This window comes from Streptomyces sp. NPDC043876, from assembly GCF_056435825.1.
Genome location: NZ_JBWKDV010000017.1, coordinates 19,813 through 40,221 on the forward strand (window position 1 = coordinate 19,813; position 20,409 = coordinate 40,221).

The following is a 20,409-nucleotide window of genomic DNA, read 5'->3' on the forward strand; positions in this document are numbered from 1 at the left end:
GCTTGAGGGCCCGCCGGAGGCGGCACCAGCCTGACCGGGCGGGCCAGGGCAAATTCAGCCCGCCCGGCGTTTGAGGGCCCGCCGGAGGCGGCGCCAGCCTGACCGGGCGGGCCGGGGTGAAGGCAGCCCGCCCGGCGATTGAGGGCGGCGGTTGGGGCGGGGCGGGCCCGGGCCGGGGTCAGTCCTGTTTCAGGACGAACGAGGTGCGGGCCACCGGCATGCCGGGGGACTTGACCTCGACCACGTACGTGTCGGCCACCGCACCCCCCGCCGGAGGCGTCTGGCACTGGGCCGCCACACTCGGCTTCCGGTCCCATTCCAGCGACTGCGTCGTCTCGCCGTTCGCCGGCAGCCGGTGGAAGACGTTGCCCGCGCCCGCCGGGCAGTCCGCCGAGGACCAGACCGTCTTGCCCGTGGTCGCCTGGGTGATGCTCAGGATCGCCTGCTTCGGGCCGAGGTCGACCTTGCAGGTGGTGCCCGAGGTGTTGCGGGCGATGAGGTCGAGGCGGGGGCGTTCGTTCGGCTCGTACTCGTTCTTGGTGCTCTTGACCTCCCACTGGAGCGCACCGGGCGCACAGGTGGGGAGCGGGGAGTCCGCCGGGATCCGGCCCGGCCCGGAGGAGGACGTGCCGTCCTCGCCACCGCCGCCGCCCGGTTCGCCGTTCTTGCCGGTGCCCGAGCCTCCCGCGCCGCCCGCGCCGGTACCCGCCGCCGCGCCCCCGTGGTCGCCCCCGGTGGCACCGCCCGCGCCCGACTCGTCGCGGCCGCCCGGGGCCTGACTGATCGCCGGCCCGGATCCGGGCGCGCCGGGCGTGATGGAGACCGCCGGGTGCGGGCCGCCGCCGCCCTTGCCGTTCTGAGTGGTCTTGCCCCCGCCGGAACTGACGGTCCATACGGCGAGGAGCGCCAGTAGTGCGGCGACGGACGCCAGAACGGCCCTCCGTCGCCAGTAGATGGAAGAGGGGAGCGGCCCGACCGGATTGCGCAGAGATCCCACGGAGGGAACTTTACGAGAGTCGGGGGCGCGATCCGTGCCCCACATGCCGCACGGCCGGCGTGTTTTGGCGATGATCATCCCGCTGCTCCCCCCGGTACGGCCGTCCGGGCCATCCGGGCCGTCCGGATGGCGGCGCCGGGCGGCCGTTTGCGTAAGGTCGGCGGGATGGACAGTTCCGACCTCTACCGAGACGTCACCGACTTCGCGCACACCACCCCCGGCTGGGTGCGGTCCCTCGCCGAGGCGTGGACCACGAGCGGGCTGCTGGTGTTCGGCGCGCTCTTCCTCCTCGTCTGGTGGCGCGCCCGCACCCGCGGGGACGGGGCGATGGCCCTGGCCGTCCTCGCCCCGCTGGCCACCGCCGTCGCGTACGTCGCCTCCGAGGTCGCGAAGAGCGGCGTGCACGAGGAGCGGCCCTGCCGGGCCGTCTCCGGCGCGCTCGCCCCGCTGGTGCCGTGCCCGGCGCCCGGCGACTGGTCGTTCCCGAGCAACCACTCCGTGATCGCGGGCGCCGCGGCCGTCGCGCTGGCCCTGGCGGTGCCGCGGCTCGCGCTGCTCACCGTGCCGCTCGCGCTGCTGATGGCCTTCTCCCGGGTCTTCGTCGGGGTGCACTATCCGCACGACGTGGCGATGGGCCTGCTGCTGGGTGCCTCGGTGGGCGCCCTGGTGGTCCTCGCACTGACCGGCCCGGTCCGTAGGATCATCCGCTCGGCGCGTACGGGCGGGGGCCGCGCCGCCGTCCTGTTCACCGGTCCGGGGCCCGCGCCGCAGGGGCGAACCGTGCCAGGATTGCCCCTGCCATGACTGCATCCCCCGAATCCCCCGCCCTGTCCGAGGCGTCGGCCGTGCCCGGCGCCGCATCCGCCCGCGCGCTGCACGCCCCCGTCATCGCCTGGTTCCGCGAGAACGCCCGTGACCTGCCCTGGCGCCGTCCCGAGGCAGGTCCCTGGGGCGTCATGGTCAGCGAGTTCATGCTCCAGCAGACCCCGGTCGCCCGCGTGCTGCCGGTGTACGAGCAGTGGCTGGCCCGCTGGCCCCGGCCGGCCGATCTGGCCGCCGAGGCGCCCGGGGAGGCCGTACGGGCCTGGGGCCGCCTCGGCTATCCGCGCCGGGCACTGCGGCTGCACGGCGCGGCCGTCGCCATAACGGAACGGCACGGGGGCGACGTACCGCGGGACCACGACCGGCTGCTGTCGCTGCCGGGCATCGGCGAGTACACGGCCGCGGCCGTGGCCTCCTTCGCCTACGGGCAGCGCCACCCGGTGCTGGACACGAACGTGCGCCGGGTCTTCGCCCGGACCGCGACCGGTGTGGAGTACCCGCCGAACGCCACCACCGCCGCCGAGCGGCGCCTGGCCCGCGCGCTGCTGCCCGACGACGAGGAGACGGCCGCGGGGTGGGCCGCGGCGTCGATGGAGCTGGGCGCGCTGGTGTGCACCGCGAAGAACCCGGACTGCGGGCGCTGCCCGGTGGCCGGGCTGTGTGCCTGGCGGCTGGCGGGCAAGCCGGCGCACGAGGGTCCGCCGCGGCGCGGGCAGACGTACGCCGGTACGGACCGGCAGGTGCGCGGCAGGCTGCTGGCGGTGCTGCGCGAGGCGGTGGGGCCCGTTCCGCGGGCCGTGCTGGACACCGTGTGGGACGAGCCGGTGCAGCGGGCCCGGGCGCTGGACGGGCTGGTGGCCGACGGGCTGGTGGAGCCGGTCGGCGACGGGGACGACGGCGGTGACAGCGGCCGCGACGGGTCGCTCGCGACCGCCTACCGGCTCCCGCTCGGCTGACTCCCTCATTCCGCTTGAGCCCGCTAAACCCCAGCTCACGGGCGCTGTTACACAACCTATGGACAGCCGTGTTCCCACCGAAGGCTGACCCGCACAGTGCCGTGACAACCGCTCCGTACCTTCGGTTCCGCAAGCACGGGACGAAGAGCGGTAAACGGGCGGAGGCGGTCTGAGATGGCGCACGGCGAGGTACTCGAATTCGAAGAGTACGTACGCACTCGGCAGGACGCGCTGCTGCGCAGTGCCCGTCGCCTGGTCCCGGACCCCACCGACGCGCAGGACCTCCTCCAGACCGCCCTCGTGCGCACCTACGGCCGCTGGGACGGCATCGCCGACAAGTCGCTCGCCGATGCCTACCTGCGCCGGGTCATGATCAACACGCGGACCGAGTGGTGGCGCGCCCGCAAGCTCGAAGAGGTCCCCACCGAGCAGCTGCCGGACGCCCGCGTCGAGGACGGCGCCGAGCAGCGCGCCGACCGCGCGCTGCTGATGGACATCCTCAAGGTGCTCGCGCCCAAGCAGCGCAGCGTGGTCGTGCTGCGACACTGGGAGCAGATGAGCACCGAGGAGACGGCCGCGGCGCTCGGCATGTCGGCCGGTACCGTGAAGAGCACGCTGCACCGTGCGCTGGCCCGCCTGCGCCAGGAGCTGGAGAGCCGGGACCTGGACATGCGGGCGCTGGAGCGCGGTGACCACACCGTGCGGTACGAGGGGCGGGAGCGGTGCGCGGCCTGACAGGCCTACGGGGCAGGAGCCCGCTGGTACTGATGTCGACGGGGATGGTCATCCTCGTCGGCACTGTGCTGTTCGCGGTCGGCTGCTCCACCGGCGGTACCGGGCTGCGGGACGGCGGCCCGGCGCGCACCGAGTCCGTGTCGAAGACGGCGCCGCCCACCGCGGCCGGGCAGCCGTCCGCGTCGTCCTTCAAGAAGGTCCAGGACGTGGTCGCCCTGGTGAAGGCCGATCCCAAGGTCAGCGACGCGGTCAAGAAGGACCTGAAGCCGTGCTCGGGCAAGGAGTACCCGGTCGACGTCAGCTACGGCAAGGTCACCGGGAGCACCTCGCCCGACCTGGTCGTCAACATCCTGTCCTGCGCGGACGCGATCGGCGTGGGGACGTACGTGTACAAGCAGGAGGGCGCGGCGTACGAGAATGTGTTCTCGGACGAGGCGCCCCCCGTCTACGCGGAGATCGACCGGGGCGACCTGGTGGTGAGCAAGCCGGTCTACGTCAAGAGCGAGGCCTACGCCACCGGCGAGGACGTGATCACCTTCCGCTGGAACGGGGAGAAGTTCACCGAGCACGACCGCGTGCACTCCGAGTACAGCAACGTGGGCGGTGGTGGGAGCCAGCCCGCCCCGGCCGTGACACCGCAGAAGAACTGAACCCCGGAAGAACTGAACCGCAGAAGAACTGAGGCGACTGGGCATGGCCGAGACCCATGTGCTGTTTGTGGAGGACGACGACGTCATCCGGGAGGCCACGACCCTGGCGCTGGAGCGCGACGGGTTCGTGGTCACCGCCATGCCCGACGGCCTCTCCGGCCTGGAGTCCTTCCGCGCGGACCGGCCCGACATCGCCCTGCTCGACGTGATGGTGCCCGGCATGGACGGGGTCAGCCTGTGCCGGCGGATCCGTGACGAGTCCACCGTCCCCGTGATCATGCTCTCCGCGCGCGCCGACTCGATCGACGTGGTGCTCGGCCTGGAGGCCGGCGCCGACGACTACGTCACCAAGCCCTTCGACGGCTCCGTCCTGGTGGCCCGGATCCGCGCCGTCCTGCGCCGCTTCGGTCACGCGGGCGGCCCGAACGGCGGCGGCCCCGGCTCCGACGGCGACCCGGCCGGGGAGCGCGGGGTGCTCTCCTTCGGCGACCTGGAGGTCGACACCGAGGGCATGGAGGTGCTCAAGGCCGGAGCCCCGGTGGCGCTGACGCCGACCGAGATGCGGCTGCTGCTGGAGTTCTCCTCCGCGCCCGGCACCGTCCTGTCCCGGGACCGGCTGCTGGAGCGCGTCTGGGACTACGACTGGGGCGGTGACACGCGGGTCGTCGACGTCCACGTCCAGCGGCTGCGGACCAAGATCGGACAGGACCGGATCGAGACGGTCCGTGGCTTCGGATACAAGCTGAAGGCATGAGGAGCTTCACCTTCCGCACCGGCATCCGCTGGAAGATCACCCTCGCCATCGCGGCCGTGGGTGCGCTGACCGCGCTCGCGCTGAGCCTGGTGGTGCACAGCGCCGCCCGGGTGTCGATGCTGGAGAGCGCCCGCGAGGCGCAGCTGGAACGCGTCCAGTACGTCTCGCGCAACGCCGAGTCCGGCCGCAAGCCCTTCATGGGCGCCAAGCTCAACGACCCCGACCTGCCCGCCGACCTGCGGGAGAAGGCGCGCTCGGGGCGGCGCGGCACCTACATCCAGGAGAAGCCGAGGGGCGCCCCGGAGGTCTGGGCCGCCGTACCGCTCGGCAACGGGCAGGTGCTGTCGATGCACTCGGGCTTCCAGCAGAGCGCCAACATGGTGCGCGACCTGGACCGGGCCCTGGTCGTCGGATCGCTCGCCGTCGTCATCGGCAGCTCGGCCCTCGGCGTCCTCATCGGCGGCCAGATCTCGCGGCGGCTGCGCAAGGCGGCCGCAGCCGCCGGCCGGGTCGCGCTCGGCGACCCGCAGGTCCGGGTGCGCGACGCGGTCGGCGGAGTGGTCCGGGACGAGACCGACGACCTCGCGCGCGCCGTCGACGCCATGGCCGACACGCTCCAGCAGCGGCTGGAGGCCGAGCGCCGGGTGACCGCCGACATCGCGCACGAGCTGCGCACCCCGGTGACGGGCCTGCTCACGGCGGCGGAACTGCTGCCCCCGGGGCGGCCGACCGAGCTGGTGCGGGACCGGGCGCAGGCCATGCGGGTGCTGGTCGAGGACGTGCTGGAGGTGGCTCGGCTGGACAGCGCGTCCGAGCGGGCCGAGCTCCAGGACGTGGCGCTGGGCGAGTTCGTGGGGCGGCGGGTGGCCTCGCTGATGCCGGAGGCGACCGTACGGATCGTGGCGGACGAGATCGTGAACACCGACCCGCGGCGCCTGGAGCGGATCCTGGGCAACCTGCTCGCCAACGCGGCGCGGTACGGGCGCCCCCCGGTCCAGGTGGACGTCGAGGGCCGGGTCGTGCGCGTCCGGGACCACGGGCCCGGATTTCCCGAGGCGCTGCTGCGCGAGGGGCCGAGCCGGTTCCGGACCGGCTCGACGGACCGCGCGGGCGTGGGCCACGGGCTGGGCCTGACCATCGCGGCGGGCCAGGCGCGGGTGCTGGGCGCCCGGCTCACGTTCCGAAACGTCGCCGCTCCGGGCGGACTTGACCGCGAGGGCGCGGCGGCGGGCGCGGTGGCGGTGCTGTGGCTGCCGGAGCACGCGCCGACGGCGACGGGCAGCTTCCCGATCATCCGGCTGCCGGGCTGAGGGGAACGCGCGCCGCCGTCCCGCCGTCTTCATGGGCCTCCGGCCTGTCTGGCGGCGGCGGCAATGTTTTAACATCCGTGCCATGACTGACGGTACGGATCGCCCGAACAGCCCCCAGCCCGGTCCCGCGCACGCGAGCGGCGGCGGCAGCGGGAGCGGCGGCTACGGATATCCGTCCGCTCCCGGCGCGGGCGGACCGGGCGCCGCGGGCGGCTACGGCTATCCGCAGGCGCCCGTACCGGGCGGCGCACCGGGTGTGCCGGGCGTGGCGGGCGTACCGGGCGGGTACGGCTTTCCGCAGCCCGGGCAGCCGAACCCGTACCAGCAGGACCCCTACCCGCAGGAGCCGCGGCCCGAGCCGCTGCCCGGTCCCGCCTTCACCCCGGCGCCGCAGCCGGACTGGCAGGCCATGGCGGAGCGCTCGGACACGAGCCGCCGCACCCGGCGCCGCCTGATGATCATCGGCGCCGCCGTCGCCGTCTGCGCCGTGGCCGCCGCGGGGACCCTGTGGTTCATGAACGACTCCGGCGGCGACGACCCGAAGCCCGGGCCGGTGGCCGAGGGCTCGCAGAGCCCCTCCGCCTCCGCGAGCGAGCCCGCCTGGGACGACCCGCACACGGTGCCGGGCCAGGCGAACCTGCTGCGCGACCGGACCGGCTCGACGAACATCGCGCTGGGCCCGCAGGCCGAGCAGGGTTCGGGCACCAAGCGCGGTGAGGTCCGGTTCAAGGACAACGCGAATTCCTACGCCCAGGGCGCGGGCCAGGCCGTGGACACCACCAAGAGCTTCAGCGTCTCGGCTCGCGTCTACACCTCGGCGAAGAGCGGCAGCCACATCGCGGTGAGCCAGGGGGACGGGGTGTCCTACTCCTTCGAGCTGGGCCACGAGGCGGTGAACGGCAAGAACGCGTGGATCTTCCGCGTCCAGAGCGGCACGGGAGGCGCCGAGGCCACCACCGCGCAGGTCGCCTCCGACGGGCTGAAGACCGCGAGCGCCTGGGCGATGATCACCGGCACCTACGACGCCACGACGAAGACCATCAAGCTGTACGTCGACGGGAAGCAGGCGGGCGAGGTGCCCGTGGCGGCCGGGATCTGGGCCGCTCCGGGCCCGATCCAGCTGGGCCGGGCCCGCCACCACGACATCTGGGCCGGCCCGTGGGCCGGGGCGATCGACAACGTCCGCACCTGGGACAGCGCCTTGACGCCCGCGCAGGTGGCGAACGTCAAGGGGGGCAAGAGCGAGGTCAAGCCGACCCACTCGTGGCTGATCAGCTGACGGCGGACCGTCGTCAGAGGCGGACGCCCGCCTGGCGCAGGAAGGCGACCGGGTTCACGGCCGAGCCGTAGTTCGGGGTGGTGCGGATCTCGAAGTGCAGGTGGGGGCCCGTCGAGTTGCCGGTGTTGCCGGACAGGGCGATCAGCTGGTCCGCGGAGACCTTCTGGCCGACCTTCACCTGGACCCTCGACAGGTGGGCGTACTGCGAGTAGGTCCCGGCCGCGTGCTTGATCACGATCGCGTTGCCGTAGGCCGGACCGTCACCGGCGCCGTTCGGGCCCGCCTTGACGACGACGCCCGCGTGGACGGCGTGCACCTTGGTGCCGACCGGCACCGCGAAGTCCTGGCCGGAGTGCTTGTGCGACCAGAGGTTGCCGCCCTTGCCGAAGGTCGCGGACAGCGTGTAGGACGCCACGGGCGCCTTCCAGGCGGCGGCCTTGCCCGCGGCGGCCTTGCCGGCCGCGGCCTGCGCGGTGGCCTGGGCCTCGATCAGGCCGGCCGTCCCGGTCAGCGCGGCCGGCGCCTCGTCGGCGAACGCGGTACCGGCGCCGAACGTCACGGCCGCCCCGAGCCCTGCGGCGAGGACGGCGGTACGGATGCGGTGGGTACGGGCGCTCTTCGACATGGCGGAACCTCCGGGGGATGGAGCACGGGGGCGGAGCACGTCGATGGATCACGGGCTCACGGGGCACAGGGCGACCCGGCACGCTGAGCGGTGTGCCGGGCTGCGGATCCTTGGTAACCCGAGCCGCGCGAACTTCCCAAACCCCCCGATTACTACCGCGCCTCGTAGCAGCGAAGAGGGCCTCCAGGCCTGTTGACCGCGTCCTTACTGGGCCGGAGCCGCCCCGGGAGGGCCCCCGAGGTCTACGACTGCGCGTAGTACGTCCGATTTGCCCTGTGCGGCTTGTCACCGGCCCAGGACCTCCGGCCCGCCCGTTCCGGGACCGAAGACCGGCCGGCGGAGCCGGGCTCGCGCGCGCCCGGCGGAGACCGGGGTGGGCCGCCACGCAGGCCGGCCGGCCCGACACGCGCGGCCAAGCGGCCCTGACGGCCCTGGAGCGGCCCGTCCCGGCCCGCGGGCCTTCGCCGATGCGCTGCGCCCCCGGGCCCTCCCCGGGCCCGAGGGGGTGCCCTGAGCGCGGGGGCACGGCAAAGGGGCGGGCCCGGAACCTGTCGGTTCCGGGCCCGCCCCTTCGTACCGCCGCTAGAGCGGGAGCGCTACGCGCCCTTGCTCAGGTCCGGGCCGGAGCCCGTGGCCTCGATCGGGGGGACGTCCGGCAGTGCGGACTTCTCCTCGCCGCGGAAGGTGAACTTGGCGGTCTCGCCCTCACCCTCCACGCCGACGACCACGATGTGACCGGGGCGCAGCTCACCGAAGAGGATCTTCTCGGAGAGGATGTCCTCGATCTCGCGCTGGATCGTGCGGCGCAGCGGACGCGCACCCATGATCGGGTCGTAACCGCGCTTGGCGAGGAGCTGCTTCGCGTCACCGCTGAGCTCGATGCCCATGTCGCGGTCCTTGAGGCGCTCGTCCACCTTGGCGATCATCAGGTCGACGATCTGGATGATGTCTTCCTGCGTGAGCTGGTGGAAGACGACCGTGTCGTCGACGCGGTTGAGGAACTCGGGCCGGAAGTGCTGCTTGAGCTCTTCGTTGACCTTCGCCTTCATCCGGTCGTAACCGGTCTTGGTGTCGCCCTGGGCCGCGAAGCCCAGGTTGAAGCCCTTGGAGATGTCCCGCGTACCCAGGTTGGTCGTCATGATGATGACCGTGTTCTTGAAGTCCACGACCCGGCCCTGGGAGTCGGTCAGACGACCGTCCTCCAGGATCTGGAGAAGGGAATTGAAGATATCCGGGTGCGCCTTCTCGACCTCGTCGAAGAGGACGACGGAGAACGGCTTCCGGCGGACCTTCTCGGTCAGCTGGCCGCCCTCTTCGTAGCCCACGTAGCCGGGGGGCGAACCGAAGAGACGGGAAACCGTGTGCTTCTCGCTGAACTCCGACATGTCGAGGGAGATCAGTGCGTCCTCGTCGCCGAAGAGGAATTCGGCGAGCGTCTTGGACAGCTCGGTCTTACCGACACCGGACGGACCGGCGAAGATGAACGAGCCACCGGGACGCTTCGGGTCCTTCAGACCCGCACGGGTCCGTCGGATCGCCTGCGAAAGGGCCTTGATGGCGTCCTTCTGGCCGATGACGCGGCGGTGGAGCTCGTCCTCCATGCGCAGGAGCCGCGAGGACTCCTCCTCGGTCAGCTTGAACACCGGAATGCCGGTCGCGGTCGCGAGGACTTCGGCGATCAGCTCGCCGTCGACCTCGGCCACGACGTCCATGTCGCCGGCCTTCCACTCCTTCTCGCGCTTGGCCTTCGCCGCCAGCAGCTGCTTCTCCGAATCACGGAGGGAAGCCGCCTTCTCGAAGTCCTGGGAGTCGATGGCCGACTCCTTGTCGCGGCGGACGTTCGCGATCTTCTCGTCGAATTCGCGGAGGTCCGGCGGCGCGGTCATCCGGCGGATGCGCATCCGGGAGCCGGCCTCGTCGATCAGGTCGATCGCCTTGTCCGGGAGGAAGCGGTCCGAGATGTACCGGTCGGCCAGGGTGGCCGCCTGCACGAGGGCCTCGTCCGTGATGGAGACGCGGTGGTGGGCCTCGTAGCGGTCGCGCAGGCCCTTGAGGATCTCGATCGTGTGGGGGAGGGAAGGCTCCGCCACCTGGATCGGCTGGAAACGGCGCTCCAGCGCCGCGTCCTTCTCAAGGTGCTTGCGGTACTCGTCCAGCGTGGTGGCACCGATGGTCTGCAGCTCACCACGGGCCAGCATGGGCTTCAGGATCGAAGCGGCGTCGATGGCGCCCTCGGCGGCACCCGCACCGACGAGCGTGTGCAGCTCGTCGATGAACAGGATGATGTCGCCGCGGGTGCGGATCTCCTTGAGGACCTTCTTCAGGCGCTCCTCGAAGTCACCGCGGTAGCGGGAACCGGCGACGAGCGCGCCGAGGTCGAGGGTGTAGAGGTGCTTGTCCTTGAGAGTCTCGGGCACCTCGCCCTTGACGATCGCCTGGGCCAGGCCCTCGACGACGGCGGTCTTGCCGACGCCGGGCTCGCCGATGAGGACCGGGTTGTTCTTGGTCCGGCGGGACAGCACCTGCATGACCCGCTCGATCTCCTTCTCGCGCCCGATGACCGGGTCGAGCTTGGATTCGCGGGCCGCCTGGGTGAGATTGCGGCCGAACTGGTCGAGGACCAGGGAGGTCGAGGGGCTGCCCTCGGCCGGTCCGCCGGCCGTGGCCGCTTCCTTGCCGCCCCCGGAGTAACCGGAGAGCAGCTGGATGACCTGCTGCCGGACCCTGTTGAGATCGGCGCCCAGCTTCACCAGGACCTGGGCGGCGACGCCCTCGCCCTCGCGGATCAGGCCGAGCAGGATGTGCTCGGTGCCGATGTAGTTGTGGCCGAGCTGGAGGGCCTCGCGGAGCGAAAGCTCCAGGACCTTCTTCGCCCGCGGGGTGAAGGGGATGTGGCCGGACGGGGCCTGCTGGCCCTGCCCGATGATCTCCTCGACCTGCTGACGAACAGCCTCGAGCGAAATCCCGAGGCTCTCCAGGGCCTTAGCGGCGACACCCTCACCCTCGTGGATCAAGCCCAGGAGGATGTGCTCGGTGCCGATGTAGTTGTGGTTGAGCATCCGGGCTTCTTCCTGAGCCAGGACGACAACCCGCCGCGCGCGGTCGGTGAACCTCTCGAACATCGTTTATCGCTCCTCAGAGCGGTCGGGCAGTTCGGGGTCGGTCCCCGCCCTGTCCTTCCGCATGCTAGTCCCGCGGGGCGGGACAGCTCATTCCAACTGCCGACATCCGTCCGCGGCTCACCCCACTCGCTGGGGAATCTCCGCCTTGCACAGCCGACAACTGCTCCAACCCGATGGTGCGAGACGATGTTCCCGCAGGCCAGGCAGATACCCGTCACAGGTGTACGCCGATGGCGAACGGGGACCGGTCTTCCCAGGGTGCCACCCCTATCCCGCCCCGTTCCACTAGGGATGTTCCTACCCCCAAGGCCGGACACTCCATGCGGGGTTCCCCCGGCCCCTCCGCTAAGGGCGAACACACTTCCCGCACGAATTCGGGAAGTCACCCCGGTCGGTGTTTACGTTCCGCGTCGGCACGCATGCGTTGCGTGACCGGCGGCCGTAACCCATCGGCGCGCACGGAGTTGCTCCGGGCATGACCCTCACCGTTCCGCTGCCCCGCGTCGCACCCGAAGCGGGACACGCCCTCTGGTACGAGCGCGTGCTCGGCTGGACGGTCACGGGCGGGCCGCCCCCGCAGTTGGTCACCGGGACGCGGTTCGACGTGCTGGACATGCCGGCGGACGCCGGGACGGAGCTGTTGCACGGGCCCCTGGCCACGGGTCCGGTGGCACTCACGGGGCGCAGGATGCGGTTCCTGGTGGCCGCGGGCAGCGCGGACGAGCTGGACGGACTGCTCGACTGGCTGGAGTGGGGCGGTGTGGCCCTGGATCTGACCGCCCTGGGTGCGGGCGGCCGGATGACGGCTCCTGCTCCCCCCGGCGCCGCCGGGGAAAGTCCTCGGGGGGCCGCCGTGTGGCTGCGGCCCCCCGAGCAGGGGTGTGACGTACTGCTTCCGGCCCTGCCCGCCGCGGGGCAGGGCGCGAGGCCCGATCTCGTCCGCCTGGTCGGCGCGGCGGCGACGGCGTGCCACCGGGCGCGCCTGAGGCGGTCCCACGGCTCCGGTGCGCCCCTGCGGGGCGCGCCGGATCAGCCCCTGTTCTCGTAGGCCTCGCGGATCTCGGAGGGGACCCGCCCGCGGTCGTTCACGCTGAGGCCCTTGGCCTTGGCCCAGGCGCGGATCTCGGCGGTGTCGGGGTTGCCCGAGGTGGCCGCCGTACGGCCCTTGGCGCGCCCCGCGGTGGCCGCGCGGCCACCGGTGCGGCGGCCGCCCTTGACGTAGGGCTCGAGCAGACCGCGGAGCTTTTCAGCGTTGGCGGTGGTGAGGTCGATCTCAAAGGTCTTGCCGTCCAGAGCGAACGTCACGGTCTCGTCCGCCTCGCCGCCGTCGAGGTCGTCGACAAGAAGGACCTGAACCTTCTGTGCCACCGGGATTTCCTTTCATCGAAAATGCAGTACGCGGAAAGGAAACCGCTTTTCCCGGAAAAACACAAACCCCCGGGTCGAGGTTCAGGGACTCAACACGACGGGAAACGTGCGCGATTCGGACATAGGCCACAGGGGGACGGAGGACCGTAAAAGCCGCTCCGATCGATCGGTTCGGATCGGTTCGCGGATCGGATCCGATCAGAGGTGCAGAAGCATCCGGCTGTTGCCCAAGGTGTTCGGCTTCACTCGTTCGAGACCCAGGAACTCGGCGACGCCCTCGTCATAGGAACGCAGCAGCTCGGTGTAGACATCCGTGTCCACCGGCGTCTCGCCGATCTCGACGAAGCCGTGCTTCGCGAAGAAGTCCACTTCGAAGGTCAGGCAGAAAACCCGGCGGACACCGAGTGCGCGCGCCGTGTGCAACAACTTGTCGAGCACCCGGTGGCCGACGCCGCCGCCCAGGAGATCCCGGTCCACGGCGAGAGTGCGGACTTCCGCCAGGTCTTCCCAGATGACGTGAAGAGCGCCGCATCCCACGACCAGCCCGTCGGCTTCGCGTTCCGCGACCCAGAACTCCTGGATGTCCTCGTAAAGGGTCACGGGCGCTTTGTCGAGCAGGATCCGCTGCTGTACGTACTGGTCCAGCAGGCGGCGCAGTGCCGGAACGTCGCCGGTGCGGGCGCGGCGGATCGTCACCGCTTTTGCATTCGCAGCGTCCAGGACCGGGTCCCGACGCGAATCGTCTTCCATGCCTTCCATGCCCGGACGCTATCGCCCCGGGCCGGCCGGCCGCTCATCGGTATCGGCGGCGTCGCTTTCCGCGGCCGGCGGGGCTTCGGAAGGAGCGGCGGGAGGGGCGTCGCCCTGCACGATCTGTACGGCGGCCCGCAGGGCCTCGCGCTGTTCGGGCGACATCATGCCGAAGAAGGCGACCAGGGCGGCGGCGGGGTTGTCACTGGTGGACCAGGCCTCGTTCATCAGCGCGGCCGAGTAGGCGGCGCGCGTGGAGACCGCCGTGTAGCGGTAGGCCCGGCCTTCGGCTTCGCGCCGGACCCAGCCCTTCTGGTGGAGGTTGTCCATGACGGTCATGACCGTCGTGTAAGCGATGGACCGTTCCCGCTGGAGGTCCTCCAGCACTTCCCGGACCGTGACCGGGCGGTTCCACTGCCACACCCGCGTCATGACGGCGTCTTCGAGGTCTCCCAGGGGGCGAGGCACATCAGCACGATAGTGCGGGATGTCCGCAATTGCCTGGTGAACCGGCGGGGGCGCGCGACGAAATCGGGCGTACGGCACGCGCGCCGTACGCCCGGGTCGCGGCGGGCGTCAGTTCTGCCGGGGCGCGGCGTCGGCGCGGGCGAGCGCCGCGTCGACCGCGGCGTCCTCCTTGGCCTTGTTGGCGCCGCCCTGGCTCTTGACGATCGTCCGGACGAGCAGGATGAACAGCACGGCCATCACGAAGGGGGGCACGAGCGCGGAGACGTAGTCCATGGCCCCAGCCTAGCTAGCCGACCGCGCGGCGGGACGCGGGGGGCGGGGCGGGGCTCCGGCGGGGCGGGAAGACCTCGCTGGGCTTGGGCACCGGACGCTCCGGCCCGTCGGCGCCGTCCTGCTCGCCCGGCCGCTCCGGCGGGGCGGGACGGGCCGGCGGTTCGTCCCCTCTGCCCCCGGCCAGGGCGCGCAGCCGGGTCCGCGGGGCGGTCAGGCGACGGCGTACGGAGCGCTCGGCGACGCCGCAGGCGCGGTCCAGGAGTGCGGCGGCGCCCGGGTTGCCGCGCAGTGCGCGCAGCGCGGCGAGGTCGTCGGGGACGGGCTCGTACCCGGCGCCCAGGGCGTCCCGGAGCAGTTCCAGGTAGCCGGGCAGGGAGCCCGGCAGGGCCTGCCGGTAGCGGGCGAGGTCCGCGACGAGGAAGTCTGCGAGTCTGCCCGCCTCCGCGACCGCCTCGTCCATCGACCGCGCCAGGCGCAGGCAGTCCTGGACCTCGCCGAGCGGGAGGGGGGCCGGGGAGGGGTGGAGGGCGTGGGCGAGCGAGCGCCGGAGCAGGTGCAGCTCGGCGGCACTGAACGCCATGCCGCCGCGGGATCCGTAGGGCGTGGGCATGGCCCGAAGATACGCGCTAATCGGACAAAACTCCCCGAAATTCCCGTTTCCGGCGCGGCGCTGCCCGGCCGGAAACGGTCGTGCCGCCCCCGCGGGAGGGGGCGGCACGACCGGGACGGCGCGGGGGCGGCCGCTACTCGAAGTTGGGCGCGTTGCGCTCGTAGACCAGGCGCAGGCCGATCAGGGTCAGCCAGGGCTCGTGCTCGTCGATCACCGAGGCGTCGCCGAGGACCATCGGGGCCAGGCCGCCCGTGGCGATGACGCGGACGTCGTCCGGGTCGCCGTTCGGGCCCACCAGCTCCTTCGCCATGCGGGTGACCACGCCGTCGACCTGGCCCGCGAAGCCGTAGACCACGCCCGACTGCATGGCCTCGACCGTGGACTTGCCGATGACGTTGCGCGGGCGGGCCAGCTCGATCTTGCGCAGCATCGCGCCGCGCACGCCGAGCGCGTCCATCGAGATCTCGATGCCCGGGGCGATCACCCCGCCCACGTACTCGCCCTTGACGGACACCGCGTCGAAGGTGGTCGCGGTGCCGAAGTCGACCACGATGGCCGGGCCCCCGTACAGCTCGACGGCGGCGCACGCGTTGATGATGCGGTCCGCGCCGACCTCCTTCGGGTTGTCCGTCAGGATCGGCACGCCCGTCTTGATGCCGGGTTCCACCAGGACCGCCGGGACGTCCCCGTAGTAGCGCCGGGTGACCTCGCGCAGCTCGTGCAGCACGGAGGGGACCGTGGAGCAGATCGCGATGCCGTGGATGCCGTCGCCCAGCTCGTTGCCGAGCATCGGGTGCATGCCCATCAGGCCCTGCATCAGGACGGCCAGCTCGTCGGCGGTGCGGCGCGGGTCGGTGGAGACGCGCCAGTGCTCGACGATCTCCTCCCCGTCGAACAGGCCCAGGACCGTCTGGGAGTTGCCGACGTCGATGGTGAGGAGCATCTACCGCTCCTCGCGCAGGTCCAGGCCGATGTCCAGGATCGGCGAGGAGTGGGTGAGGCCGCCGACGGCCAGGTAGTCGACGCCGGTCTCCGCGTACGCGCGGGCCGTCTCCAGGGTGAGGCGGCCCGAGGACTCCAGGACCGCGCGGCCCGCGACGACGGCGACGGCCGCGGCGGTCTCCTGCGGCGTGAAGTTGTCCAGCAGGATCAGGTCGGCGCCCGCCTCCAGCGCCTCGGTGACCTGCGCCGCGGTGTCGACCTCGACCTCGATCGGCACCTCGGGGAAGGCTTCGCGCACGGCCTTGAAGGCCTGTGCGACGCCGCCCGCGGCGACCACGTGGTTGTCCTTGACCAGGGCCGCGTCCCACAGGGACATGCGGTGGTTGACGCCGCCGCCGCAGCGGACCGCGTACTTCTCCAGCGCGCGCAGGCCCGGGGTGGTCTTGCGGGTGTCGCGGACCTTGGCGCCGGTGCCCTCCAGGACGTCCGCCCAGCGGCGGGTGGCCGTCGCGATGCCCGAGAGGCGGCACAGCAGGTTCAGCGCGCTGCGCTCGCCGGTCAGCAGGTCGCGGGTGTGGGCGCGGACGGAGAGCAGCACCTGGCCCGCTTCGACCCGGTCGCCGTCCTCGGCGTGCCGCTCGACCTCGAAGGACTCGGTGCAGACGACCGACAGGACGGCTTCGGCGATCCGCAGGCCCGCCACGACGCCCGCCTCGCGCGCCGTGAAGTCGGCGGTGGCGACGGCGTCCTCGGGGACGGTGGCGACGCTGGTGACGTCGACCCCGCCGTCGAGGTCCTCGGAGAGCGCCATGTGGGCGATGTCCTCGACCTCGATGGGGTCCAGGCCGGCGTCGGCGAGCAGCTGGGCGAGCGCCGGGTCCAGGCCCGACTCCTCGCCGCCGCCACAGCCGCAGTCGTCGCCGCAGCCGCCCGCGCCGTCGGCCTCCGCGTCGATCAGCGGGAGTCCGGCGTGCTCGGGCCCGGCGTGGTCGTGCCCGGCGTGGTCGTGGTGCTGGGGGGTGCTCACGGTTGCTGCTCCATCGTGTCGGTGCCCGGAAGGTGGCGTACGGACGGGAAGTCCGCGGAGTCGGTGGCGGTCACGACCAGGGCGCGCGTGCGTGCGCGGGAGAGCCGGACCACGAGGTGGTGGCGCCAGGCCGCGTCGTCGCGGTCGGGGTGGTCCTCGCGCCAGTGGCAGCCGCGGGTCTCCTCGCGGCGCAGGGCGGCGGCGACCAGGACCCGGGCCACGCACAGGAGGTTGGTCGCCTCCCAGGTGTCGGTGCCGGGCTCGGCCGTCTTGCCGTGCACGTCGAGGTCGTGCAGCGCGGCGGCGTACAGGTCCTCCAGGGCGGTGGCCGCCCCGCGCAGGGAGTCGGCGGAGCGCAGCACGCCCGCGCCCGCGGTCATGATCCGCTGGATCTCCGTACGGGCTCCGCCGGGCAGCAGGGGCCCGGTGGAGGGCACGGGGACGCCCGGCCCGTGGGAGGCGGGCGGCCGGGACACGATGTCCGCGGCGATCCGCTCCGCGAAGACCAGGCCCTCCAGCAGGGAGTTGGAGGCGAGCCGGTTCGCCCCGTGCACGCCGGTGCAGGCGACCTCGCCGCAGGCGTAGAGACCGGGGACGGTGGTCCGCCCGTCCAGGTCGGTGCGCACCCCGCCGCTCGCGTAGTGCGCGGCGGGCGCGACCGGGACAGGCTCGGTCACGGGGTCGATGCCGTGGGCGCGGCAGGCGGCCAGGATGGTGGGGAAGCGGTGTTCCCACATGTCCGCGCCGAAGTGCCGGCCGTCCAGGTACATGTGGTCGACGCCCTGCTCCTGCATGCGGCGCGTGATGCCCTTGGCGACGATGTCGCGCGGGGCGAGTTCCGCCAGCTCGTGCTGGCCGACCATGAAGCGGACGCCGTCCGCGTCGACGAGGTGGGCGCCCTCGCCGCGCACGGCCTCGGAGACCAGCGGCTGCTGGCCCTCGGAGCCGGCGCCGAGGAAGAGCACCGTCGGGTGGAACTGCACGAATTCGAGGTCGGAGACCTCGGCTCCGGCGCGCAGCGCCAGGGCCACGCCGTCGCCCGTGGACACGGACGGGTTGGTGGTCGCGGAGAAGACCTGGCCCATGCCGCCGGTCGCCAGGATCACGGCGGGCGCGTGGACGGCGCCGACGCCGTCGTGCTGGCCCTCGCCCATGACGTGCAGGGTGACCCCGGCCGTGCGACCTTCGGCGTCGGTCAGCAGGTCCAGTACGAGCGCGTTCTCCACGGTCTCGATGCCCGCGGCGTGGACGGCCTCCACGAGGGCCCGGGAGATCTCGGCGCCGGTGGCGTCGCCGCCCGCGTGCGCGATCCGGCGGCGGTGGTGGCCGCCCTCGCGGGTCAGCTCGATCTCGCCCGTCTCGGCGGAGGTGTCGAAGACGGCGCCCGCGTCGATGAGCCGGCGGACCGCGCCGGGCCCGTCGGTGACCAGCAGCCGCACGGCGCCCTCGTCGCAGAGGCCGGCGCCCGCCACGAGGGTGTCGTCCAGGTGCTGTTCGGGGGTGTCGCCGTCGCCGAGGGCGGCGGCGATGCCGCCCTGGGCCCAGCGCGTGGACCCGTCGTCCAGGCGCGCCTTGGTGACGACGACGGTGCGGCGGCCCGCGGCGGCGCAGCGCAGCGCGGCCGTCAGGCCCGCGACGCCGGAGCCGACGACCACGACGTCCGCCTCGACGGACCAGCCGGGGGCGGGGGCGTGCAGCCGTATGCCGGTACCGCCCGCCGGGGTACCTGCGCCACCACTGCCTGTGCTCACGAGTGTGCTCCGAACTCCAATGGAAGGTTGTCGATCAGCCTGGTCGTGCCGACGTTCGCGGCGACGGCCAGTACGGCCGGCCCGATGTGACCGGGGCCGACCTCGGTGAAGTCTGCGGGGTCCACCAGGGCCAGGTAGTCCAGGCGCAGGGGTGGTGTGTCACGTCCCGCCTCCTCCAGGACCTGGCGGGCAGCGGCCCGTACGGCGTCGGGCAGCCCGCCGCGCGCGGCGGCCACCGCGTGGGCGTCGGCCGAGGCGCGGACCTCGCCGAGCAGGGCCAGCGCTCCGGCCCGGCCGTCGCCGGCCGGGGCCCCGGCCTCGGCGCGCTCGCGCAGCGCGGCCTGGGCGGCGAGCCGGTCGCGGCCCGCGGTCAGGGCGCGGGAGAGGGCGAGGGCGGTGCGGCGCCCGGGCCCGTCGAGGTAGCGGTTGCGGCTGGAGAGGGCGAGTCCGTCGTCCTCGCGGACGGTGGGGACGCCGACCACCTCGACGGGGAAGTTCAGGTCGGTCACCATGCGCCGGATCAGCGCCAGTTGCTGCGCGTCCTTCTGCCCGAAGAGCGCGACGTCGGGGCCGGTGAGGTGGAGCAGTTTGGCGACGACGGTCAGCATGCCGTCGAAGTGGCCGGGGCGGGTGGCGCCCTCCAGCCGGGTGCCCATGGGACCCGCGCTGATCCGTACCTGCGGTTCGCCGCCGGGGTAGACCTCGTCGGCGGACGGGGCGAAGACCACGTCGGCGCCCGCCGCGCGGGCGATCTCCAGGTCGGCGTCCAGGGTGCGGGGGTAGCGGTCGAGGTCCTCGTTCGCTCCGAACTGGAGCGGGTTGACGAAGACGGTGACGACGACCTGCCCGGCCGTTCCGGCGCGCTCGCGGGCGGTGCGGATCAAGGTGGCGTGGCCCTCGTGCAGGGCCCCCATGGTCATGACCACGACGCGCGGGGCGTCCCCGGCGCGGGGCAGTTCGCGCAGTTCTCGGGCGGTGGCCAGCAGGTCCGTCATCGGGGGTCCCCTCCCAGGTCGTCCGGGCCGAGCGGGCCGGGCGGCTGCCCGGCGTCCTGGCCGAGCACGCCGAGCAGGTCCTCGGCGAGTTCCGGCTTGAGCAGGCCGTGGGCCAGGGCCCGGTCGGCGGTGGTGCGGGCCATCGCGAGGTAGCCCGCGACGGTGCCGGGAGCGTGCTTGCGCAGCTCGGCGACGTGGGCGGCGACCGTACCGGCGTCGCCGCGGGCGACCGGGCCGGTCAACGCCGCGTCGCCGGAGCGCAGGGCGTTGTCCAGGGCCGCGCCGAGCAGCGGGCCGAGCATCCGGTCGGGGTGCTCGACCCCGGCGGTGCGCAGCAGTTCCATGGCCTGGGCCACCAGGGTGACCAGGTGGTTCGCGCCGAGGGCGAGGGCCGCGTGGTAGAGCGGACGGGACTCCTCCGCGATCCACTCGGGTTCGCCGCCCATCTCGATGACCAGGGCCTCGGCGGCCAGGCGCAGCTCGTCGGGCGCGGTCACCCCGAAGGAGCAGCCCGCGAGCCGGTGGACGTCGACCATGGTTCCGGTGAAGGTCATGGCGGGGTGCAGGGCCAGCGGCAGGGCCCCGACGCGGCGCGCGGGGTCCAGTACGGCCGTCCCGTAGCGCCCGGAGGTGTGCACGAGCAGCTGCCCGGGGCGGATCGCGCCGGTCTCGGCGAGGCCTTCGACGAGCGCGGGCAGCGTGTCGTCGGGGACCGTCAGCAGGACCAGTTCCGCCCGGGCGAACACCTCGGCGGGCGGGACGAGCGGCACGTCGGGCAGGAGCTCCGCCGCGCGCCGCCGGGAGGCGTCGGAGACGCCGGAGACCGCCACGGGCCGGTGGCCGGCCTGCTGGAGCGCGCGGGCGAGGGCCGGGCCGACCCGGCCGGCGCCGACGACGCCGACGGTGAGCCGGGCGGGGCGGGCGGACGGATCCCGGAACTCCGTCTGATGGGGTGTGTTCACGCGGGGCGAGCCT

At 73.0% G+C, this 20,409-nt stretch carries 21 protein-coding genes; 8 read left to right on the forward strand and 13 right to left on the reverse strand.

All coding sequences use genetic code 11. The features are described from left to right. Positions 1–178: 178 nt before the first annotated feature. On the reverse strand, positions 179–997 hold the full coding sequence (locus tag AC0693_RS35510) for a hypothetical protein (protein WP_469339800.1): 819 nt from the start codon (positions 995–997) through the stop codon (positions 179–181). A gap of 165 nt (positions 998–1,162) precedes the next feature. On the opposite strand from AC0693_RS35510, the gene AC0693_RS35515 reads away from it, so the two are divergent. The 7 genes from AC0693_RS35515 (at position 1,163) to AC0693_RS35545 (ending at position 7,503) form a co-directional block, all read left to right on the forward strand. Then, positions 1,163–1,801, forward strand: a complete 639-nt coding sequence (locus AC0693_RS35515; RefSeq protein WP_478804161.1) for a phosphatase PAP2 family protein — start codon at positions 1,163–1,165, stop codon at positions 1,799–1,801. Then, positions 1,798–2,775, forward strand: coding sequence for an HhH-GPD family protein (locus tag AC0693_RS35520; protein ID WP_469339803.1), 978 nt, complete (start codon positions 1,798–1,800; stop codon positions 2,773–2,775). Before AC0693_RS35515 ends, AC0693_RS35520 begins: the two co-directional genes overlap by 4 nt. A gap of 174 nt (positions 2,776–2,949) precedes the next feature. After that, positions 2,950–3,510 (forward strand): SigE family RNA polymerase sigma factor, encoded by a 561-nt coding sequence (locus AC0693_RS35525; protein ID WP_356406762.1) that lies wholly within the window; start codon positions 2,950–2,952, stop codon positions 3,508–3,510. Positions 3,511–3,542: 32 nt separating this feature from the next. Continuing rightward, positions 3,543–4,160 (forward strand): hypothetical protein, encoded by a 618-nt coding sequence (locus AC0693_RS35530; protein WP_469339805.1) that lies wholly within the window; start codon positions 3,543–3,545, stop codon positions 4,158–4,160. A gap of 43 nt (positions 4,161–4,203) precedes the next feature. Beyond that, the gene (gene cseB / locus AC0693_RS35535) at positions 4,204–4,914 is read left to right on the forward strand and encodes a two-component system response regulator CseB (protein WP_356406756.1); all 711 of its coding nucleotides are present in this window, start codon (positions 4,204–4,206) and stop codon (positions 4,912–4,914) included. Further along, positions 4,911–6,224: a two-component system sensor histidine kinase CseC gene (cseC, locus tag AC0693_RS35540; protein WP_356406753.1), complete on the forward strand. Its 1,314-nt coding sequence runs from the start codon at positions 4,911–4,913 to the stop codon at positions 6,222–6,224. The genes cseB and cseC overlap by 4 nt, the downstream gene beginning before the upstream one ends. 82 nt (positions 6,225–6,306) lie before the next feature. Further along, positions 6,307–7,503, forward strand: coding sequence for a LamG domain-containing protein (locus AC0693_RS35545; protein WP_478804162.1), 1,197 nt, complete (start codon positions 6,307–6,309; stop codon positions 7,501–7,503). Between the two features lie 13 nt (positions 7,504–7,516). Here the strand turns inward: AC0693_RS35545 and AC0693_RS35550 are convergent, their stop codons facing one another. Next, the gene (locus tag AC0693_RS35550) at positions 7,517–8,128 is read right to left on the reverse strand and encodes a M23 family metallopeptidase (RefSeq protein ID WP_478804163.1); all 612 of its coding nucleotides are present in this window, start codon (positions 8,126–8,128) and stop codon (positions 7,517–7,519) included. 596 nt (positions 8,129–8,724) lie between these two features. Next, positions 8,725–11,250 carry an ATP-dependent Clp protease ATP-binding subunit gene (locus tag AC0693_RS35555; protein WP_351049854.1) on the reverse strand — a complete coding sequence of 842 codons (2,526 nt, stop codon included), beginning with the start codon at positions 11,248–11,250 and terminating at the stop codon, positions 8,725–8,727. A 475-nt stretch (positions 11,251–11,725) separates the two neighbouring features. On the opposite strand from AC0693_RS35555, the gene AC0693_RS35560 reads away from it, so the two are divergent. Next, entirely contained in the window at positions 11,726–12,298 is a 573-nt protein-coding gene (locus AC0693_RS35560) for an SCO3374 family protein (RefSeq protein ID WP_478804164.1), read from the forward strand. On the opposite strand, the gene AC0693_RS35565 is transcribed toward AC0693_RS35560, so the two are convergent. From AC0693_RS35565 to AC0693_RS35610, 10 genes are all read right to left on the reverse strand, one after another. Beyond that, positions 12,280–12,618 carry a histone-like nucleoid-structuring protein Lsr2 gene (locus AC0693_RS35565; protein ID WP_356406741.1) on the reverse strand — a complete coding sequence of 113 codons (339 nt, stop codon included), beginning with the start codon at positions 12,616–12,618 and terminating at the stop codon, positions 12,280–12,282. The genes AC0693_RS35560 and AC0693_RS35565 overlap by 19 nt on opposite strands. Before the next feature lie 198 nt (positions 12,619–12,816). Next, positions 12,817–13,368 (reverse strand): amino-acid N-acetyltransferase, encoded by a 552-nt coding sequence (locus tag AC0693_RS35570; protein ID WP_356406842.1) that lies wholly within the window; start codon positions 13,366–13,368, stop codon positions 12,817–12,819. A gap of 18 nt (positions 13,369–13,386) precedes the next feature. Then, positions 13,387–13,836 (reverse strand): BlaI/MecI/CopY family transcriptional regulator, encoded by a 450-nt coding sequence (locus AC0693_RS35575; protein WP_356406738.1) that lies wholly within the window; start codon positions 13,834–13,836, stop codon positions 13,387–13,389. Between the two features lie 108 nt (positions 13,837–13,944). Next, the gene (locus AC0693_RS35580) at positions 13,945–14,109 is read right to left on the reverse strand and encodes a hypothetical protein (RefSeq protein ID WP_356406736.1); all 165 of its coding nucleotides are present in this window, start codon (positions 14,107–14,109) and stop codon (positions 13,945–13,947) included. Between the two features lie 13 nt (positions 14,110–14,122). Then, positions 14,123–14,689, reverse strand: coding sequence for a hypothetical protein (locus AC0693_RS35585; protein ID WP_356406839.1), 567 nt, complete (start codon positions 14,687–14,689; stop codon positions 14,123–14,125). A gap of 163 nt (positions 14,690–14,852) precedes the next feature. Continuing rightward, positions 14,853–15,662 carry a type III pantothenate kinase gene (locus AC0693_RS35590; protein ID WP_356406733.1) on the reverse strand — a complete coding sequence of 270 codons (810 nt, stop codon included), beginning with the start codon at positions 15,660–15,662 and terminating at the stop codon, positions 14,853–14,855. Next, entirely contained in the window at positions 15,663–16,688 is a 1,026-nt protein-coding gene (gene nadC / locus AC0693_RS35595) for a carboxylating nicotinate-nucleotide diphosphorylase (RefSeq protein WP_478804165.1), read from the reverse strand. Continuing rightward, positions 16,685–18,439 (reverse strand): L-aspartate oxidase, encoded by a 1,755-nt coding sequence (locus AC0693_RS35600; RefSeq protein WP_469321042.1) that lies wholly within the window; start codon positions 18,437–18,439, stop codon positions 16,685–16,687. Before AC0693_RS35600 ends, nadC begins: the two co-directional genes overlap by 4 nt. Then, positions 18,436–19,434 (reverse strand): pantoate--beta-alanine ligase, encoded by a 999-nt coding sequence (gene panC / locus AC0693_RS35605; RefSeq protein ID WP_478804166.1) that lies wholly within the window; start codon positions 19,432–19,434, stop codon positions 18,436–18,438. The genes AC0693_RS35600 and panC overlap by 4 nt, the downstream gene beginning before the upstream one ends. Further along, the gene (locus AC0693_RS35610) at positions 19,431–20,396 is read right to left on the reverse strand and encodes a Rossmann-like and DUF2520 domain-containing protein (protein ID WP_478804167.1); all 966 of its coding nucleotides are present in this window, start codon (positions 20,394–20,396) and stop codon (positions 19,431–19,433) included. Before AC0693_RS35610 ends, panC begins: the two co-directional genes overlap by 4 nt. Positions 20,397–20,409: the final 13 nt, after the last annotated feature.

Excerpts from the sequence above, each read along its gene's own strand:
- AC0693_RS35515 (WP_478804161.1), top strand. The coding sequence starts at position 1,163 with ATGGACAGTTCCGACCTCTACCGAGACGTCACCGACTTCGCGCACACC.
- AC0693_RS35520 (WP_469339803.1), top strand. The coding sequence starts at position 1,798 with ATGACTGCATCCCCCGAATCCCCCGCCCTGTCCGAGGCGTCGGCCGTG.
- AC0693_RS35525 (WP_356406762.1), top strand. The coding sequence starts at position 2,950 with ATGGCGCACGGCGAGGTACTCGAATTCGAAGAGTACGTACGCACTCGG.
- AC0693_RS35530 (WP_469339805.1), top strand. The coding sequence starts at position 3,543 with ATGTCGACGGGGATGGTCATCCTCGTCGGCACTGTGCTGTTCGCGGTC.
- cseB (WP_356406756.1), top strand. The coding sequence starts at position 4,204 with ATGGCCGAGACCCATGTGCTGTTTGTGGAGGACGACGACGTCATCCGG.
- cseC (WP_356406753.1), top strand. The coding sequence starts at position 4,911 with ATGAGGAGCTTCACCTTCCGCACCGGCATCCGCTGGAAGATCACCCTC.
- AC0693_RS35545 (WP_478804162.1), top strand. The coding sequence starts at position 6,307 with ATGACTGACGGTACGGATCGCCCGAACAGCCCCCAGCCCGGTCCCGCG.
- AC0693_RS35550 (WP_478804163.1), bottom strand. The coding sequence starts at position 8,128 with ATGTCGAAGAGCGCCCGTACCCACCGCATCCGTACCGCCGTCCTCGCC.
- AC0693_RS35555 (WP_351049854.1), bottom strand. The coding sequence starts at position 11,250 with ATGTTCGAGAGGTTCACCGACCGCGCGCGGCGGGTTGTCGTCCTGGCT.
- AC0693_RS35560 (WP_478804164.1), top strand. The coding sequence starts at position 11,726 with ATGACCCTCACCGTTCCGCTGCCCCGCGTCGCACCCGAAGCGGGACAC.
- AC0693_RS35570 (WP_356406842.1), bottom strand. The coding sequence starts at position 13,368 with ATGGAAGACGATTCGCGTCGGGACCCGGTCCTGGACGCTGCGAATGCA.
- AC0693_RS35580 (WP_356406736.1), bottom strand. The coding sequence starts at position 14,109 with ATGGACTACGTCTCCGCGCTCGTGCCCCCCTTCGTGATGGCCGTGCTG.
- AC0693_RS35585 (WP_356406839.1), bottom strand. The coding sequence starts at position 14,689 with ATGGCGTTCAGTGCCGCCGAGCTGCACCTGCTCCGGCGCTCGCTCGCC.
- AC0693_RS35590 (WP_356406733.1), bottom strand. The coding sequence starts at position 15,662 with ATGCTCCTCACCATCGACGTCGGCAACTCCCAGACGGTCCTGGGCCTG.
- panC (WP_478804166.1), bottom strand. The coding sequence starts at position 19,434 with ATGACGGACCTGCTGGCCACCGCCCGAGAACTGCGCGAACTGCCCCGC.